The organism is Pseudomonas guariconensis, from assembly GCF_040822035.1.
Taxonomy (GTDB): Bacteria; Pseudomonadota; Gammaproteobacteria; order Pseudomonadales; family Pseudomonadaceae; genus Aquipseudomonas; species Aquipseudomonas guariconensis.
On sequence record NZ_CP162012.1, the window covers coordinates 4,115,887 to 4,133,110 of the forward strand.

The following is a 17,224-nucleotide window of genomic DNA, read 5'->3' on the forward strand; positions in this document are numbered from 1 at the left end:
TCCACCTTACGTGAGCGTCAATGCGCACCCTTGTGGCGCGCTGTGCGTTTTTGCGCACTAAAAACGCCCGTGCTTATTCCGGTTTTTTTACCTGGATCACGATAAACGGCGAAACGACCACCGCCCAGATCTCTGGATCGCGGCTTTGCAGGTCCAGCGCCTGCTCTGCGGTGACGGGCGCCACAGTGCCATCATTGCGCCACTTGGCAAAGATCTCGCTGCGATTCTCGGCCATCGCCTCGGCAACAGCGATCAGGTCCAGGCTGGGGTCGACCCAAATCAGGTCACCTTTGGCCCAGAAACGCTCCAATGCTTTCCACTCGATGATTGCCGTCTCGCCGAGCAATTTGGCATAGAGGGTGCTTGCTTGATCAGTCATGGGTTCCTACCGGCAGAAATGTGGCATTTGAAAAGGCCGGCATTTTTGCAGAAAAACCCGGTTTCAAATACGTAAATTGGTCGATCAGTCCCGAAGTTGTGGGGTGGGGCCAAGGATGCAGGCAAAGTAATGGCGCTTTTCTGTATCTTTGTTTCGATCAGGCGACACCCGGAGAAAGTCGCGCTTTTCGCCCGCTTTTCAAGCGCTCGAAGGGCGCTCTACACTGTACCGGTACAGTTCCGGGACATGTTCCGGGGGAAGGTAGGCTTGCGACATGGCGTGGCCATGCCGGAGCCGCCCGATCTGTAGCCCTGGCCGCCAGGACTATAAGAATTACAACAGAATGAGTGGAGCACTATGATCAAGATTTCCAAGCTGTTCGCCGCAATGGTTCTGGCCGGGGTTGCCAGCCATTCGTTTGCCGCCGACACCATCAAGATTGGTATCGCCGGCCCTAAGACCGGTCCGGTCACCCAGTATGGCGACATGCAGTTCATCGGCGCGAAAAAAGCCATCGAGGACATCAACGCCAAAGGCGGTATCGACGGCAAGATGCTCGAGGCCAAGGAATACGACGACGCGTGCGACCCTAAACAGGCCGTTGCGGTCGCCAACAAAGTGGTCAACGATGGCGTCAAGTTCGTGGTCGGCCACCTGTGCTCCAGCTCCACTCAGCCTGCGTCGGATATCTACGAAGACGAAGGCGTGATCATGATCACCCCGGCTGCCACCAGCCCGGAAATCACCGCCCGTGGCTACAAGCTGATCTTCCGCACCATCGGCCTGGACAGCGCCCAGGGCCCTGCCGCCGGCAACTACATTGCCGACCACGTCAAACCGAAGGTCGTCGCGGTCCTGCACGACAAGCAGCAGTACGGCGAAGGCATCGCCACCGCGGTCAAGCAGACCCTGGAAGGCAAGAACGTCAAGGTCGCTGTCTTCGAAGGCCTGAACGCTGGTGACAAGGACTTCTCCTCGATCATCCAGAAGCTCAAGCAGAACAACGTCGACTTCGTCTACTACGGTGGCTATCACCCAGAACTGGGCCTGATCCTGCGCCAAGCCCAGGAAAAAGGCCTGAAAGCCAAGTTCATGGGTCCAGAAGGCGTCGGCAACGATTCCATCTCGCAGATTGCCCAGAATGCCTCCGAAGGCCTGCTGGTCACCCTGCCCAAGTCCTTCGACGCCGACCCTGCGAACAAGGCCATCGTCGACGGCATCAAGGCCAAGAACCAGGATCCGAGCGGCCCGTTCGTGTTCCCGGCTTACTCCGCCGTCCAGGTGATCGCTGACGGCATCAAGGCCGCCGGCACCAGCGACGACGCCGAGAAAGTCGCGGCCGAAATCCACAAAGGCACCTTCAAGACCCCGACCGGCGACCTGTCGTTCGACGACAAGGGCGACCTGAAGGACTTCAAGTTCGTGGTTTACGAATGGCACTTCGGCAAGCCGAAGACCGAAGTCTCCCCCCAGTAACAGCGTGACTAGCTAACCGAAAGCCCACTGTGTGAGCAGTGGGCTTTGTTTTACGAGGTTCATGGGCCCGATTCCCGCGATCCGGGAGGGGGTTCACCTGAAAATCTTAAAACCGTCACCCGCGGTTCCCTGGCCGTGCCTGTCATCGTTGCCAAGCCCACGATGCGGGACGGGTTCACCACCCGCCAGCGAATGCAAATCAGGTTTTTAGGAGCGCTGTAATGCCTGAGATCTACCATTTCTTCCAACAACTGGTTAATGGATTGACCATCGGCAGCACCTATGCCTTGATCGCCATCGGCTACACGATGGTGTACGGCATCATTGGCATGATCAACTTCGCCCACGGCGAGGTGTACATGATCGGTTCCTACGTGGCCTTCATCGCCCTTGCGGGCCTGGCCATGATGGGTATCCATTCGCTGCCGATCCTGATGACCGTCGCTTTCGTCGCGACGATCTTCGTCACCAGTGCCTATGGCTATAGCATCGAACGGGTCGCCTACCGGCCGCTGCGCAACAGCAACCGCCTGATCCCGCTGATCTCTGCCATCGGTATGTCGATCTTCCTGCAAAACACTGTCCTGCTTTCCCAGGACTCCAAGGACAAATCTATCCCCAACCTGATTCCGGGCGCTTTCTCGTTCGGGCCGGGCGGTGCGGAGGAAGTCCTGGTGTCCTACATGCAGATCCTGGTGTTCGTGGTCACATTGGTGGCCATGACCTGCCTGACCCTGTTCATCTCCCGTTCCCGTCTGGGGCGCGCCTGCCGTGCCTGCGCCGAGGACATCAAGATGGCCAACCTGCTGGGCATCAACACCAACAACATCATCGCCCTGACCTTCGTCATCGGCGCCGCGCTGGCGGCGGTGGCGGCCGTGCTGCTGAGCATGCAGTACGGGGTTATCAACCCCAACGCCGGCTTCTTGGTGGGCCTCAAAGCCTTCACCGCGGCGGTACTGGGCGGCATCGGCAGCATCCCGGGCGCCATGCTCGGCGGGCTGGTGCTGGGCGTGGCCGAAGCGTTTGGTGCCGATATCTTCGGCGACCAGTACAAGGACGTCGTGGCGTTCGGCTTGTTGGTTCTTGTCCTGCTGTTCCGGCCGACCGGCATCCTGGGCCGTCCGGAGGTTGAAAAAGTATGAACAGAAATCTCAAACAGGCGTTCTTCAGCGCCTTGCTGGTATGGGCGGTGGCCTTCCCGGTACTGGGCCTGAAACTGAGCATCGACGGCATCAGCCTGGCCGTGCACAGCCAGGGCTCGTTCACCATCAGCATCATCGCCGTGTGCTCGGTACTGATGTTCCTGCGCGTGTTGTTCGACAAGCAATGGAACTCGGTGATGGGCCGCCGCTCGGATCGCAAACTGATCCCTCCGGCCGTCAGCAACTACCTGACCCTGCCCAAAACCCAGCGCTATGTGATCATGGGTTTGATCGTCGCGGCGCTCGTATGGCCGTTCTTCGGCTCGCGCGGCGCGGTCGACATCGCCACACTGATCCTGATCTACGTGTTGCTGGGCCTTGGCCTGAACATCGTGGTCGGCTTGGCTGGACTGCTCGACCTGGGTTATGTCGGCTTCTACGCCGTCGGCGCCTACAGCTACGCCATGCTCTCGCACTATCTGGGCTGGAGCTTCTGGGTATGCTTGCCGATCGCCGGCTTGATGGCCGCCACGTTCGGCTTCCTGCTCGGTTTCCCGGTGCTGCGCCTACGCGGTGACTACCTGGCGATCGTGACCCTCGGCTTCGGCGAGATCATCCGCCTGTTCCTGCGTAACCTCACCGACTGGACCGGCGGCCCCAACGGCATCAGCAACATCCCCAAGCCGGAGTTCTTCGGCCTGACCTTCGAACGCCGCGCCGCCGAGGGAATGCAGACCTTCCATGAGTTCTTCGGCCTGCCGTACAACTCGATCAACAAGGTCATCTTCCTCTACCTGGTGGCCCTGCTGCTGGCGTTGCTGGCGCTGTTCGTCATCAACCGCCTGCTGCGCATGCCGATCGGCCGCGCCTGGGAAGCGTTGCGCGAGGACGAGATCGCCTGCCGTGCACTGGGCCTGAACCCGACCGTGATCAAGCTGTCGGCCTTCACCCTCGGCGCGTGCTTCGCAGGTTTCGCCGGAAGCTTCTTCGCCGCCCGTCAGGGTCTGGTGACACCGGAGTCGTTCACCTTCATCGAGTCGGCGATCATCCTCGCCATCGTCGTGCTGGGCGGCATGGGTTCGCAGCTGGGCGTGATCCTCGCGGCCATCGTGATGATCCTGCTGCCGGAGCTGATGCGTGAGTTCAGCGAGTACCGGATGTTGATGTTCGGTGCCCTGATGGTGTTGATGATGATCTGGCGTCCGCAAGGCCTTCTGCCTATGCAACGTCCCCATATGGAGCTGCGTCGATGAGCCGCGAAATTCTGCAAGTCAGCGGCCTGAGCATGCGCTTCGGCGGCTTGTTGGCGGTCAACGGCGTGGGCCTGACCGTCAAGGAGAAACAAGTGGTGGCGCTGATCGGCCCGAACGGCGCCGGCAAGACCACCGTCTTCAACTGCCTGACCGGCTTCTACAAGCCCAGCGGTGGCACCATCCTGCTCGACGGCCAGCCGATCCAGGGCTTGGCCGGCCATGAGATCGCTCGCAAAGGCGTGGTACGGACCTTCCAGAACGTGCGTCTGTTCAAGGAAATGACCGCCCTGGAAAACCTGCTGATCGCCCAGCACCGCCACCTGAACACCAACTTCTTCGCAGGCCTGTTCAAGACCCCGAGCTTCCGCCGCAGCGAGAAGGAGGCCATGGAGCGCGCACAGTACTGGCTGGAGAAGGTCAACCTGACCGAGTTCGCCAACCGTACCGCCGGCACCCTGGCCTACGGCCAGCAACGCCGGCTGGAGATCGCCCGCTGCATGATGACCCAGCCTCGGATCATCATGCTCGACGAACCAGCCGCCGGCCTGAACCCCAAGGAGACCGAGGACCTCAAGGCCCTGATCGCCTACCTGCGCGAATCCCATAACGTGACCGTGCTGCTGATCGAGCACGACATGAAACTGGTGATGAGCATTTCCGACCACATCGTGGTGATCAACCAGGGCACGCCCCTGGCCGATGGCACGCCGGAAGAAATTCGCGGCAACCCTGATGTGATCAAGGCCTACCTGGGGGAGGCGTAAATGCTGAAGTTCGAGAACGTTTCCACCTTCTACGGCAAGATCCAGGCGCTGCACAGCGTCAACGTGGAGATCAACCAGGGCGAGATCGTCACCTTGATCGGCGCCAACGGCGCCGGCAAATCCACCCTGCTGATGACCCTCTGCGGCTCGCCCCAGGCCCACAGCGGCAGCATCAAGTACCTGGGTGAGGAACTGGTCGGCCAGCCCTCCTCGCACATCATGCGCAAGAGCATCGCGGTGGTGCCGGAAGGCCGCCGTGTGTTCGCCCGCCTGACCGTGGAGGAGAACCTGGCAATGGGCGGTTTCTTCACCAACAAGGGCGATTACCAGGAGCAGTTGGACAAGGTTCTGCAGCTGTTCCCGCGCCTGAAGGAACGCTACGTACAGCGAGGCGGCACCATGTCCGGTGGCGAGCAGCAAATGCTGGCCATCGGCCGGGCGCTGATGAGCAAGCCCAAGCTGCTGCTGCTCGATGAGCCTTCGCTGGGCCTGGCGCCGATCATCATCCAGCAGATCTTCGACATCATCGAACAACTGCGCCGTGACGGCGTGACGGTGTTCCTGGTCGAGCAGAACGCCAACCAGGCGTTGAAGATCGCCGACCGCGCCTATGTGCTGGAGAACGGCAAGGTAGTGATGCAGGGTACCGGTGAAGCGCTGCTGGTCGACCCGAAGGTGCGCGACGCCTATCTGGGCGGCTGATCGACCTACGATTGAAAAAGGGCCTTCGGGCCCTTTTTTCATGCCTGTGTCCCGTCCTGAATAAGGTTTACACCTTTCCCCCGAGAATCTGGAGACCTCGATGGTGCATGGTGTGAAGCGAACACAGCGTGATTACTCGCTGACTTTTAAATTGGCTGTAGTGGATCAGGTCGAAAAAGGTGAATTGACCTGTACTCAGGCCCAGGAGCGGTACGGTATCCAGGGCAAATCTACAGTTCTGGTATGGTTGCGTAAGCATGGTCGGCAGGATTGGAGCCAAGGGGCGTCGATCCGGGCCGAGAGGAGCTTCGCGATGTCCGACCCCAAAACGCTCACTCCAGAGCAGCGGATCAAAGAGCTTGAGCAGCAGCTTGAGCTGATGAGCCAGAAGGCTCAGTTCTTTGAGACCGTCGTTGATGTCCTGAAGAATGACTACGGTGTATCGGTCGTAAAAAAGCGATCCGGCAAGTCCTCTCGCAAGGTCAAGTCGCAGGACTGAGCATTGCCAGGGCTTGTCAGTTTCTAGGCATTAGCCGGCAGGCTTATTACAAGCGCAATCGAGCTGCCGACAGTAAAGCGCATCAGGCAGATCGGGTTGTCGAGTTTGTTCAGAAAATCCGGATGCGTCAGCCGCGACTGGGAACACGGAAACTGCACTATCTGCTGCATTGCCAGCCTGATAAACGAGTCCAAGTTGGCCGAGACCGGCTGTTTGAGGTTTTGGGCGAGCGCCGCTTGCTGGTGCTGCCCAAGCGGGCGTATCACAAGACAACCCAAAGCTATCATCGCTTCTACCGTCATCCCAATCTTCTCAAAGCAGGCCCAAATCAGGTAGTTCCGTCAGGGCCAGAGCACGTCTGGGTGGCGGATATTACCTACCTGCCCTCCAGAAGCGGCCCGCTGTACCTGAGCCTGGTAACGGATGCATATTCCAGAAAGATTGTTGGCCATCATGTCCATGAAAGCCTACATGCCGAGTCGGTTGCACAAGCCTTTAGACAGGCCCTGCGCAAGCGGCGGCGCCACCAGCCGTTAGTCCATCACTCCGACCGCGGTATTCAATACTGCTCAGCGCTATACCAGTCGCTGCATACAAGGCACGGAGTTCATTGCTCGATGACTGACGGGTACGACTGCTACCAGAACGCTCTAGCCGAGCGCATCAACGGAATCCTCAAAACAGAGCTGTTGCTGAGTAACCCAGAAGATCTGGAGCAGGCACGGAAGATGGTTGATGAGGCCGTGCAGATCTATAACACGGAGCGGCCTCACATGGCCCTGAAACACAAAACGCCCGATGCGGTGCATCGGGCGTTTTGAGGCCTACCGGCCTACCTGAACAGGTGTAAACCTATTTCAGGACTAGACACTGAAAGGCAGGCGCCTCATCCACCGGGCATGCCCTCCCGTTTTACCCACGAACGAGCCGGCACAATCAACCCCACGCTTGTGATAGACGTCCAGCCTGAGTAACGTGGCCAGCTCTTTTGCAACGTTTTCGGAGCCCGCCCCATGCGTCTGACCCCTCCCCTGCTGCTCGTCACCCTGCTGCCGCTGTTCGCCGGCTGTCAGCTCATGGCGGACAAGCCGGTCGATCCGAATATCGGCACCACCCGCATGCAGGGCGAGCTGAGCGCCGGGGGCGGCCAGTTGCTGTTCAAACCCTGCAATGAAGCCCGCCGTTTCGTGGTCAGCGATGCTGCCGGCACCGGCATCCTGCAGGAGGCTGCCAATCTGGCCGACGACGCAGGCGACAAGCTGTTCGCCGATGTGCGCGGCAGCCTGACCGGCACCAAGCAGGCCAACAACGACGGCCGCCTGGAAGTGCAACGCCTGTATCGCCTCGAACCTTCCACACAGGCCTGCGAAGACCCCAACTTCAAGCAACTGACCCTGCGCGCCGACGGCCACGAGCCGGACTGGGCGATCAAGGCCAGCGGCAAGGGCATGGTGCTGGAGCGTGTCGGCAAGGACCCACTGCCTCTACCTTACCTGGAAGAGCAGATGCCTGGCGGTGGCTTGAGCCTGTCCAGCGAAGCCAACGGCCAACGCATCGAGCTGTGGGTCGCCCCGCAACGCTGCATCGATGGCGCCACCGGAGCTGTTCGCCATCTGCGCGCCGAGCTGCGTATCGATGGCCAGACACTGCAAGGCTGCGGCTACTACGGCGGTGCCCGCGACAACTGATCACCGGGGCGCTTTTATCCTCCAGTCAGGAAGGCTAACAGCTTATACTTGGCGGTTTGTGTAAAGCCGCCGGCCGCCCCATGGCCGGGATACTGGACCCTGCCATGCTACGAATCACCGAACTGAAGCTGCCCCTGGACCACTCCGATGAAGCCCTGCGTGACGCGATCGTCGAGCGCCTGGGCATCACCGATGAACAACTGCTCAGCTTCACCCTGTTCAAGCGCAGCTACGATGCCCGCAAGAAGAACAGCGAAATGCTGTTCATCTACACCATCGACCTGGAAGCGAGCAACGAAGCGCAACTGCTGCGCAAGTTCGCTGACGATCGCAACATCGGCGTTGCCCCCGATGTCAGCTACAAGTTCGTCGGTCATGCACCTACCGACCTGCAGGAACGGCCGATCGTGGTCGGCTTCGGCCCTTGCGGCATCTTCGCAGGCCTTTTGCTGGCGCAGATGGGCTTTCGCCCGATCATCCTGGAGCGTGGCAAGGAAGTACGCCAGCGCACCAAGGATACCTGGGGCCTGTGGCGCAAGAGCGTGCTCAACCCCGAGTCCAACGTCCAGTTCGGTGAAGGCGGCGCCGGCACCTTCTCCGACGGCAAGCTGTACAGCCAGATCAAGGATCCGAACCACCATGGCCGCAAGGTCCTGGAAGAATTCGTCAAGGCCGGTGCGCCAGAAGAAATCCTCTACATCAACAAACCGCACATCGGCACCTTCCGACTGACCGGCATGGTCGAGCAGATGCGTCAGGACATGATTGCCCTGGGCGCGGAAGTCCGCTTCGAGCAAAAGGTCACCGACCTGCTGATCGATGACGGTCAACTGACCGGCGTGGTCTTGGAGAGCGGCGAACAACTGCACTCGCGCCATGTGGTCCTGGCCTTGGGCCACAGTGCTCGCGATACCTTCCGCATGCTCCATGCCAAAGGCATCTACATGGAAGCCAAGCCGTTCTCGGTCGGCTTCCGCATCGAACACCCGCAGTCACTGATCGACAAGGCGCGCCTGGGTAAATATGCCGGGCACCCGAAGCTGGGCGCTGCCGACTACAAGCTGGTGCACCATGCCAAGAACGGCCGCTCGGTCTACAGCTTCTGCATGTGCCCGGGCGGCACCGTGGTCGCCGCCACCAGCGAGCCGGGCCGAGTGGTCACCAACGGCATGAGCCAGTACTCGCGTAACGAGCGCAACGCCAACTCCGGCATCGTTGTCGGCATCGATCCGGAGCGCGATTACCCGGGCGGCCCGCTGGCGGGTATCGAACTGCAGGAACGCCTAGAGTCCCATGCCTACGTGATGGGCGGCAGCAATTATCAGGCGCCTGCGCAGTTGGTAGGCGATTTCGTCGCCGGCCGTCCCTCTACTGAACTGGGCAGCGTTGAACCTTCCTACAAGCCAGGTGTGACCCTGGGCGACTTGGCGCCGAGCCTGCCGGACTTCGCCATCGAGGCCATCCGCGAAGCGCTGCCGGCGTTCGATCGCCAAATCAAGGGCTACAACCTGCACGACGCCGTGCTGACCGGCATCGAGACACGCACGTCCTCGCCGGTGCGTATCACGCGAGGTGCGGACTACCAAAGCCTCAACCTGAAGGGGTTGTTCCCGGCAGGTGAAGGCGCAGGCTATGCCGGCGGCATCCTTTCCGCAGGCGTCGATGGCATTCGTATCGCCGAAGCCGTGGCACGGGACATGCTCGGTCTCGATGCCTGACTCAAATGGAAACGAGGGCTGCAGCACAGCCCTCAACTGAGTTCAAAGATCAGAAAGAACCCTCACACCCGCCAGACTTTTTCCATCACCGTGTCCGGCAAAAGCCCTTTAGGCTTCGCAGATCGAGCCGTAAAAACCTATAACAAAAGCGCAGGGCGTTTTTGTTCCAATACCCCACGCCCCCACGCTAGGGTGTACGTCTTTTTCATCCGAGCCCGTTCATGGAGACCCGTCAGGCCGTGCGTACCCTCATTACCCGTTTTCTCCAGCTGGAGGCCGCCGGTGGCCTGCTACTGATCGCCGCGGCGGTCCTTGCCCTGATCATCAACAATTCTCCCCTTTCGTATCTGTATGGCGGCCTGCTCGACGTGCCGGTCGCCGTGCAGGTCGGCGCCCTGCAGATCGCCAAGCCTCTGCTGCTGTGGATCAACGATGGCCTGATGGCGCTGTTCTTCCTGCTGATCGGTCTGGAGGTCAAGCGCGAAGTCATCGAGGGACAGTTGTCCAAACCTTCCCAGGTGATCCTCCCGGCCACCGCAGCCATTGGCGGCATGGTGGTGCCCGCGCTGATCTATTGGCTGATCAACCGGGACAACCCGGCTGCCATCGCCGGCTGGGCCATTCCCACCGCCACCGATATCGCGTTCGCCCTGGGCGTGCTGGCGCTGCTCGGCAAGCGGGTACCGGTGTCGCTGAAACTGTTCCTGATGACCCTGGCGATCATCGACGACCTGGGCGCCATCGTCATCATCGCCCTGTTCTACTCCGGTACCCTGTCGAACGTTTCGCTGATGCTGGCGGGTGCTTGCCTGCTGACCCTGCTGGCGATGAACCGGCTGGGCGTGATCAAGCTGACACCCTACCTGCTGGTGGGCCTGATCCTCTGGGTCTGCGTGCTCAAGAGCGGCGTCCACGCGACCCTGGCCGGAGTGGCCCTGGCCCTGTGCATTCCACTGCGCACTCGCCACGCCGCCTCCTCGCCACTGCTGCGACTGGAGCACGCCCTGCATCCCTGGGTCGCCTATGCCATCCTGCCTCTGTTCGCCTTTGCCAATGCCGGTGTCTCTCTCGCGGGCATGAACCTGGACAGCTTCACTCATCCGGTTCCCATGGGTATCGCCGTCGGCCTGGTGTTGGGCAAGACGGTCGGCGTGTTCGGCCTGACTTGGCTTGCGGTCAAGCTGCGCCTGGCTGCGCTGCCTGCAGGCGCAAACTGGGGGCAGGTGCTGGGTGTTGCGACCCTGTGTGGCATCGGCTTCACCATGAGCTTGTTCGTCGGCTCCCTGGCCTTCGTACCTGGGGACAGCGAGTTCGCCGGCATGGACCGCATGGGCATCCTGACCGGCTCCCTGTTCGCGGCCCTGATCGGTTACGCAATGACTGCGATGGCCAGTCGCAAGCCCATCAACTGAACACTACGGCAATAAAAAACCCCGACCGGCGTAAACCGAGTCGGGGTTTTTCATTGCCACAGAACGATCAGTGCGTCACACGGCTAGTGCCATCGACGGTCATGATGCGCACGCGCTCACCCACACGGAAGATTTCGTTCTGCTGCACTTGCTGCACATAGGCACGCATGCTGCCATCGTCTTCACGAACGGTGATTTCCACACCCTGGGTGCGGGTCAGGCCTTCTTCGGCGGCGGAGCCTGCCAGGCCACCGGCCACGGCACCGATCACGGCGGCGACGATGCTGCCGCGACCGCCACCAATGGCGCTACCCGCCACGCCGCCGACCACGGCACCTGCACCACCACCGATAGGGGTCTTGGTGCCTTCGATTTTCACCGGACGCAGGGACTCGATGGTGCCCATACGCACGGTCTGTACGCGACGGGCCTCATCTCGGGAATAGCTGTCGCCGGTCAGACTGGAAGCACAACCGCCGAGCAGCAGCGACATGGTGGTGAAACTCGCCACCAGCAAAACGGATTTACGCATGGGAAACTCTCCATAAGTCAGGTGTCCATTAGACCCCGCGCGTTGATGACTGTCACGACACAGACGTTACAAATTTGCTTTTATTCAGCTGCAGTACAGCCTGCACACCCCATTGCGGGCTCGACTATCGAAAACCAAGGATAGCCATGGATTACTTCATCGTCGTTGTGGTGACTGTTACAGGCCTGTACTTCCATTGGTGGCTGTATGTGCGCATGCGCCGCTGGATGGACCGCGACCTGGCCTTGTCACTGGCGGGCGAGGACCCGGTCAAACGGGCCTACATGCTTGATTGCCTGGAGCAGGCGCGGGGACAGAAGATCAAGCGGAAGGAATTGGCAGCCTGGCTTGAACGCCAGGCCGCCGCTTACACAGGTTAAGGCGCCAGGCGCTCACGCAGCCACTGACCCTCTACCCATCGATAGTTCAAACGATCATGCAGCCGGCTGGCGCGCCCCTGCCAGAACTCGATACGCTCAGGCAGCAGGCGATACCCCCCCCAATGCTCGGGACAGTGGGGCTGAGTATCGGAGAATCGCGCCTCGGTAGCCTTGACCAGGCCTTCGAGTTCCTCACGACCGGCAATCACTCGGCTCTGCGGCGAAGCCCAGGCCCCCAGGCGACTCCCCAGCGGACGCACCTGGTAATAGTCGTCAGACTCCTTGGCCGTAACCTTTTCCACCCGCCCCTCGATACGCACCTGGCGTTCCAGCGCCGGCCAGAAAAACGTCATGGCAGCGTATGGATTGGCCAGCAGTTGCTGGCCTTTGGCACTGTCGTAGTTGGTGAAAAAGGTGAAACCACGCTCGTCGAGCCCCTTTAGCAACAGCACCCGGCAATGGGGACGCCCTTGCTCATCGACAGTGGCCAGGGTCATGGCGTTCGCCTCAACCGGTGCCTGCTCGGTTTTCACGGCTTCGCCGAACCACTGGTGGAACAAGGCGAACGGCTCACCCGGTGCCTGGGCTTCGGCCAGGCCATCACGGGTGTAGTCGCGCCGCATATCGGCCAGAGATTGGGTCATGACTGCGTTTCCTTGACGATCAATTGGTCTTCGCAGAGGCTACTTTCTTTTCAGTCGTGGCCTTCTTTGCAACCGGCTTGGCCGGTGCGGCTTTCTTTTTCGCAGTAGCTTTGGCAGGAGCCTTGGCCTTGGCGGCTGGCTTTTTGGCGGCCGGCTTGGCGGCTGCCTTCGCCGCAGGCTTGCCGGCGGCTGCCTTGGCTGCGGGAGCCGGAGCGTCCTGGGTGGCAACCATCGACGCAGGCGCAGGTGCAGGCGCTGCCTGTTGGTACTTGGCCAGCAGCGCAACCATGGTGTTCTGCGGGGTCAGCAGCATTTCAACGCGGCGGTTCAGAGCGCGGCCTTCGGCGCTGTCGTTAGCAGCACGTGGCATTACCGAGCCCATGCCCTTGAGGGTCAAGCGGTCACGCTGCAGGCCGCTGAGGCGGAAAATCGCCGATACCGAAGCTGCGCGCTCCAGGCTGAGCTTCTGATTGGCTGCGGCGGCGCCGCTGGTGTCGGCGTGACCGAGAATCAGCACGGCGGTCTTGGGGTCGGTTTCGACGGTCTTGGCCACGCGAGTGATCGGGCCCAGGGTCATCGGTAGCAGCATGTTAGGGCGATCCGGGTTGTAGGAGCCGTCCACGGGGATGGTCACCGCGAGCACGTTGTCACGGCGTTCCAACTCGAACTTGCTGTCTTTGATGGCTTCACGCAGCTTTGGCTCGTATTCATCGAGCCAGGCCTGGGTGGCCTTCTGGTCGATCTTGGGTGCAACCGGGCCCTTGGCCTGCTTGTCGTCCCCGCCAAACGGCCACCACCAGCGGCTGCCGCTCTCGGACTTGGCATCGGCCTTGGCCACCTTTTCAGTCACGGCTTCCTTCACTTCCTGCTCGGCCACTTTGTCCGAGCCGAACGGCCACCAGCTGTGGCCTGCGTCGCTCGACGCATTTTGCGAATGCTGGGCACAGCCGGTAACGGCCAGGCACAGAGCGAGTGCTAAGGTTTTATGTGAAGACATCAGCGATACACCATGAAATAGAAAGAAATTTTGCCAACACACATCAGGCGTTGGCATTGAGGATAGTCAAAGGGCCTGGGCATTACCCGCACTACCCGATCAAAGGCAAGTGCCAAGAACGCGTACCAGCTTCTGGGCACGAGGGTCCATCAGCACATAGGGGCCCAGCGTATTGGTCACGAAACCAAAGGCTACGTCGTACTCCGGATCGGCAAATCCGACCGAACCGCCGGCCCCTGGGTGACCGAAGGCCCGGGCGCCCAATCCGAACGTCGCGTTGGCCACATCAGGCTGGTCGAGCATGCAACCCAGGCCGAAGCGTGTCTGGGTCAACAAGGTTCGGTCCTGGCCAAGGCTGTGCTCACGGGTCAGCTCATCGAGCAGTTCCGACTCCAGCAAGCTGCCGTCGAGCAGGCCGGCGTAAAACCCCGCGAGGCTACGGGCATTGCCATGGCCATTGGCCGCTGGCTGCTGCATGCGTCGCCACTCAGGTTTGTTGGTGCTGGTGAGAATGGCCGGGGGATTGGTGAAGGCACGAGTGGACAAGGCCTCGGGCTCACGCAGGGTCACCTGTAGCAGGCGCTGGGCCGCCGCGTCGCCGGGGTTACCCTTGCCGCGGGCGATGTGCGCCACGCGATGGAACTCTTCGTCGGCCAGACCGACATGGAAATCCAGCCCCAGGGGACGAGCAGTACGGGCGACGATCGACTCGCCTGGGCCACGCCCATCGACACGCCGGATGAGCTCACCGATCAGCCAGCCATAGGTGATAGCGGCATAACCGTGCTCGGTGCCCGGCGTCCACCAGGGGGCTTCGGCTGCCAAGACGTCGACCATGGCTTGCCAGTCGTAAAGCGCCTCGGCCGGCAGCAGTTCGCGAATGGCCGGTAGGCCAGCCCGGTGGCTGAGCAATTGGCGTAAGGTCACGGACGCTTTGCCGGCCTGGCCGAACTCAGCCCAGTAGCGCACCACAGGAGCATCCAGGCTGAGCTTGCCCTCCCCGACCAGTTGCAACGCGGTGACGGCAGTGAAGGTCTTGGTGCACGAGAACAAGTTGGCGATGGTGTCGCTGTGCCAGGCCTCGCGGCCGTCCTTGTCGGCACTGCCGGCCCACAGATCCACCACGGTTTCGCCGCCAACCTGGATGCACAGTCCCGCACCACGCTCCTGGGGATCGTCGAACAACGCGGCGAAGGCTTCTCGCACCGCCTCGAACTTCAGCTCATAGTGACCCTGGATCTGCACCCGACAGCTCTCCGTACGACTCATCTCAACGAAAGTTGTGCATTGTTCCAGTAGTTGGCCAATTTGCAAACTGAATGTGGCCGGATGGTCATACGTGGCACGGGGCCGCTACGCTCTGTTGGTACTGCCATATAGCCGCCTAGCGGCCCTGCCCTCATTGCACAGGCTGCTCCAGGCCTTTGCGTAGGTGCTCGAGCGCCTGCTGGTTGCTCTTGCGCACCGCCTCCACAAACCCCGGATACGGCACGTCGGTGATGGCGACCAGGCCAAGGTGGCCGTTTTCCCCATCGAGCAGGCGCCCGCTGGCTGGCTGATCAAGGTACTGGAACCAGTGCGCACCGACGATCATCGGCTGGCCCAGAGCCGCCTTGAGGAAGTTGCCATAGGCCGGCCCACGGTCCTCCTCCCTTGCGACCTCCACCGGCCCCGGCCAGAACGGTCCACGATCGCGCGAGCCGAACTGGAACTCCGAGACCAGTACGGGCCTGTCCAGTTCAGCCAAGCGAGCGAAGTCATAGCCGTCCTCAGGCTTGAGGGTATAGAAATTGAAGCTGAGCACGTCGCAGAACTCGGCGCAGGCCTTGACCGCTTCCGGGGTGCTCACTGCATATCGACCGCCCAGCAACAGGTGGTTGGGTGCATGCCATTTGAGCGCGTCGGAGATGGTCTTGAAATACGTCTCGGCAAATACCTGCTGGAAGTACTGGTAGTCGCGCTCAATCTCGGGATGCTCGGGGTTCGGCAAAGGCGCTTCGAAACCAGGGTCTTCCATCAGCTCCCAGGCCTGCAGGTCGATGCCCCAAGCCTTGGACAAACCTTGCTGGTTGCGGTACTTGTCGCGCAACTGTTTGAGGAAGGCGCGCTTGGCCGGCACATCGGTCGTCAGGCGCAAGGTGCCGTAAGCCAGGCCATAGCGGGCCTTAGGGTCTTCGCCAGGGGCCGCCCAGGCCAGTTCGTTGTCAGCGAAGTAGCCGATCAGCCATGGGTCATCACGGTGATCCCGAGCCGCGATGGCGACCGCACGCTCGGTCGCCATGGCAAAGCGCGGGTCGAACGGATCGGGCATGCGGCCCCACCAATCCATGCCGGTGCTGATGCTGGTGTAGTCGCCGACGATTGACAACGGCAGGGTATAGGGCATCCGCCGAGCCTGCCCCAGCGCCGGATCGCTCCAGTTGCCCAGGGTGTTGAAGCCCCAGGCCTGCAGCCGGTCCAAGGTATGGGCCTGCCAGCGTGCAGCATCCAGGGAGGCTGGTGGGCACGGCACCGCTGGGCTTGCCGGACAAGGCTCGCCATAGGTGCGGTATAGATTGGCTGCATAGAAGTCGAACCAGCGACCTTGCTTGAAATTGCGCCCCTGGGATGAGGCATTGCCATCGTCGTTGTTACCCTGCCCATAGAAGGCTGCCAGCGGTTCACCCTCGCCAGGCAAAGCCTTGAACATGCTTTCGCGGCCCGCCACATATGTACGCCCGCCATCGGCGGCCACTGCATTGACGCCCAGGGAATAGAACGCGTGCCCATCCGGCGTCACCAGGTACCAGCGTCCGTCGCGCTTCTCGGTTCGAAAGAACCCTTTGGCTTCGAATGCAGGCCCGGCCAGCAGCCCCCCGTAGGCATCGAGCTGCTGTTTGCCGCGGGCATCAAGCCAGCCCTTGAGCTGCTGCTGCTCACGTCCTCGGGCGGCTTTCAACTGCTCATCACTGGTGATTTTTTCAGGCCATCGCCCGCGCGTAGACTGGCCGTAGGCGTCGAGCAGCCCTTCGTAGGCGGCCGTGAAGACCTGGTCATCGTCCTGGATACCGACCCTCTCGATCAGCAGGCTCTGGGCCACCTTCGGATTGGGGATGCTCAGGCTGACGCCAACCACCTGCGCAAGATCCACCTCCCCTGCACTGCTGGCGAGCAATACGCGCTGCCCCTCATACATCCAGGGCATTGGCGGCCCGGCGCGCATGCCCTGGCTCAATGGCGAACGGGCCCGCAAAGGCACCAGCACCGTCTGAGCAGGGCCCGCAGGTAGGTCGATACGGCTGCTCAGGGTGCGACCGTCGCTACTCTGCACCGTTACGTCCACAGTCAATGCCCAGTCCATGGCGCTTTGCAATCGTAGGGTCAGGGCCTGGCCGGCTGACCAATCCCAGGCGCCATTCTGCGGGCTCAGGCGCAAGGTCGGCTGCTGCACTGGGTTGAACACCACGCGCCGCAGCACCTCGCCTTCAGTGGTCTGCTCGGCGTTGTATTGCGGCATATGGGCATCGGCTGTAGTCACATTGACCACCGCTGCCGGACGCACGAAACTGAACAACGTCTGCTGCCCGGCCAGCAAGGGCGAGCTGAACAACAGGGCGAGAACGGCAGGCAGGGTGCGGCGGATCATAGGGTTGAAG

General features: G+C 61.4%; 16 protein-coding genes. 10 read left to right on the plus strand and 6 right to left on the minus strand.

The window, feature by feature from the left end:
- Positions 1-73 precede the first annotated feature (73 nt).
- Complete coding sequence (locus AB1N67_RS19075) at positions 74-379, minus strand: DUF2288 domain-containing protein (protein WP_043215123.1); 306 nt, start codon at positions 377-379, stop codon at positions 74-76.
- A 357-nt stretch (positions 380-736) separates the two neighbouring features.
- Here AB1N67_RS19075 and AB1N67_RS19080 point away from each other — a divergent pair, with 357 nt between their 5' ends.
- From AB1N67_RS19080 to nhaA, 9 genes are all read left to right on the plus strand, one after another.
- Positions 737-1,855, plus strand: a complete 1,119-nt coding sequence (locus AB1N67_RS19080) for a branched-chain amino acid ABC transporter substrate-binding protein (RefSeq protein ID WP_043215128.1) — start codon at positions 737-739, stop codon at positions 1,853-1,855.
- A 221-nt stretch (positions 1,856-2,076) separates the two neighbouring features.
- Positions 2,077-3,000 carry a high-affinity branched-chain amino acid ABC transporter permease LivH gene (livH, locus tag AB1N67_RS19085; RefSeq protein ID WP_043215131.1) on the plus strand — a complete coding sequence of 308 codons (924 nt, stop codon included), beginning with the start codon at positions 2,077-2,079 and terminating at the stop codon, positions 2,998-3,000.
- Entirely contained in the window at positions 2,997-4,253 is a 1,257-nt protein-coding gene (locus AB1N67_RS19090; protein ID WP_043215133.1) for a high-affinity branched-chain amino acid ABC transporter permease LivM, read from the plus strand. Before livH ends, AB1N67_RS19090 begins: the two co-directional genes overlap by 4 nt.
- Positions 4,250-5,017 carry a high-affinity branched-chain amino acid ABC transporter ATP-binding protein LivG gene (livG, locus tag AB1N67_RS19095; protein WP_043215134.1) on the plus strand — a complete coding sequence of 256 codons (768 nt, stop codon included), beginning with the start codon at positions 4,250-4,252 and terminating at the stop codon, positions 5,015-5,017. The genes AB1N67_RS19090 and livG overlap by 4 nt, the downstream gene beginning before the upstream one ends.
- Positions 5,018-5,719: an ABC transporter ATP-binding protein gene (locus AB1N67_RS19100; protein WP_043215137.1), complete on the plus strand. Its 702-nt coding sequence runs from the start codon at positions 5,018-5,020 to the stop codon at positions 5,717-5,719. It abuts the gene before it with no gap.
- A gap of 100 nt (positions 5,720-5,819) precedes the next feature.
- Positions 5,820-7,039, plus strand: a protein-coding gene (locus tag AB1N67_RS19105; protein WP_102081846.1) for an IS3 family transposase whose coding sequence is annotated in 2 segments (ribosomal slippage) — positions 5,820-6,168 and positions 6,168-7,039 — 1,221 coding nt in all. Because the reading frame shifts where the segments join, the coding sequence is not laid out codon by codon here.
- 192 nt (positions 7,040-7,231) lie between these two features.
- Entirely contained in the window at positions 7,232-7,906 is a 675-nt protein-coding gene (locus tag AB1N67_RS19110) for a COG3650 family protein (RefSeq protein WP_102081845.1), read from the plus strand.
- Positions 7,907-8,010: 104 nt separating this feature from the next.
- Positions 8,011-9,624, plus strand: a complete 1,614-nt coding sequence (locus AB1N67_RS19115) for an NAD(P)/FAD-dependent oxidoreductase (protein WP_043213115.1) — start codon at positions 8,011-8,013, stop codon at positions 9,622-9,624.
- Between the two features lie 221 nt (positions 9,625-9,845).
- On the plus strand, positions 9,846-11,036 hold the full coding sequence (nhaA, locus tag AB1N67_RS19120) for a Na+/H+ antiporter NhaA (protein WP_102081844.1): 1,191 nt from the start codon (positions 9,846-9,848) through the stop codon (positions 11,034-11,036).
- 67 nt (positions 11,037-11,103) lie between these two features.
- On the opposite strand, the gene AB1N67_RS19125 is transcribed toward nhaA, so the two are convergent.
- Entirely contained in the window at positions 11,104-11,568 is a 465-nt protein-coding gene (locus AB1N67_RS19125; protein WP_043213112.1) for a glycine zipper 2TM domain-containing protein, read from the minus strand.
- A gap of 146 nt (positions 11,569-11,714) precedes the next feature.
- Between AB1N67_RS19125 and AB1N67_RS19130 the strand changes: the two genes are divergently transcribed.
- On the plus strand, positions 11,715-11,948 hold the full coding sequence (locus AB1N67_RS19130; RefSeq protein WP_043213111.1) for a hypothetical protein: 234 nt from the start codon (positions 11,715-11,717) through the stop codon (positions 11,946-11,948).
- Here the strand turns inward: AB1N67_RS19130 and pdxH are convergent.
- From pdxH to AB1N67_RS19150, 4 genes are all read right to left on the minus strand, one after another.
- Entirely contained in the window at positions 11,945-12,592 is a 648-nt protein-coding gene (gene pdxH, locus AB1N67_RS19135) for a pyridoxamine 5'-phosphate oxidase (RefSeq protein WP_043213110.1), read from the minus strand. The genes AB1N67_RS19130 and pdxH overlap by 4 nt on opposite strands.
- Positions 12,593-12,611: 19 nt before the next feature.
- Positions 12,612-13,589 carry an OmpA family protein gene (locus AB1N67_RS19140; RefSeq protein WP_043213109.1) on the minus strand — a complete coding sequence of 326 codons (978 nt, stop codon included), beginning with the start codon at positions 13,587-13,589 and terminating at the stop codon, positions 12,612-12,614.
- A gap of 99 nt (positions 13,590-13,688) precedes the next feature.
- Complete coding sequence (locus tag AB1N67_RS19145; RefSeq protein WP_102081843.1) at positions 13,689-14,834, minus strand: serine hydrolase domain-containing protein; 1,146 nt, start codon at positions 14,832-14,834, stop codon at positions 13,689-13,691.
- Positions 14,835-14,988: 154 nt separating this feature from the next.
- Complete coding sequence (locus AB1N67_RS19150) at positions 14,989-17,214, minus strand: beta-galactosidase (protein WP_102081842.1); 2,226 nt, start codon at positions 17,212-17,214, stop codon at positions 14,989-14,991.
- Positions 17,215-17,224: the final 10 nt, after the last annotated feature.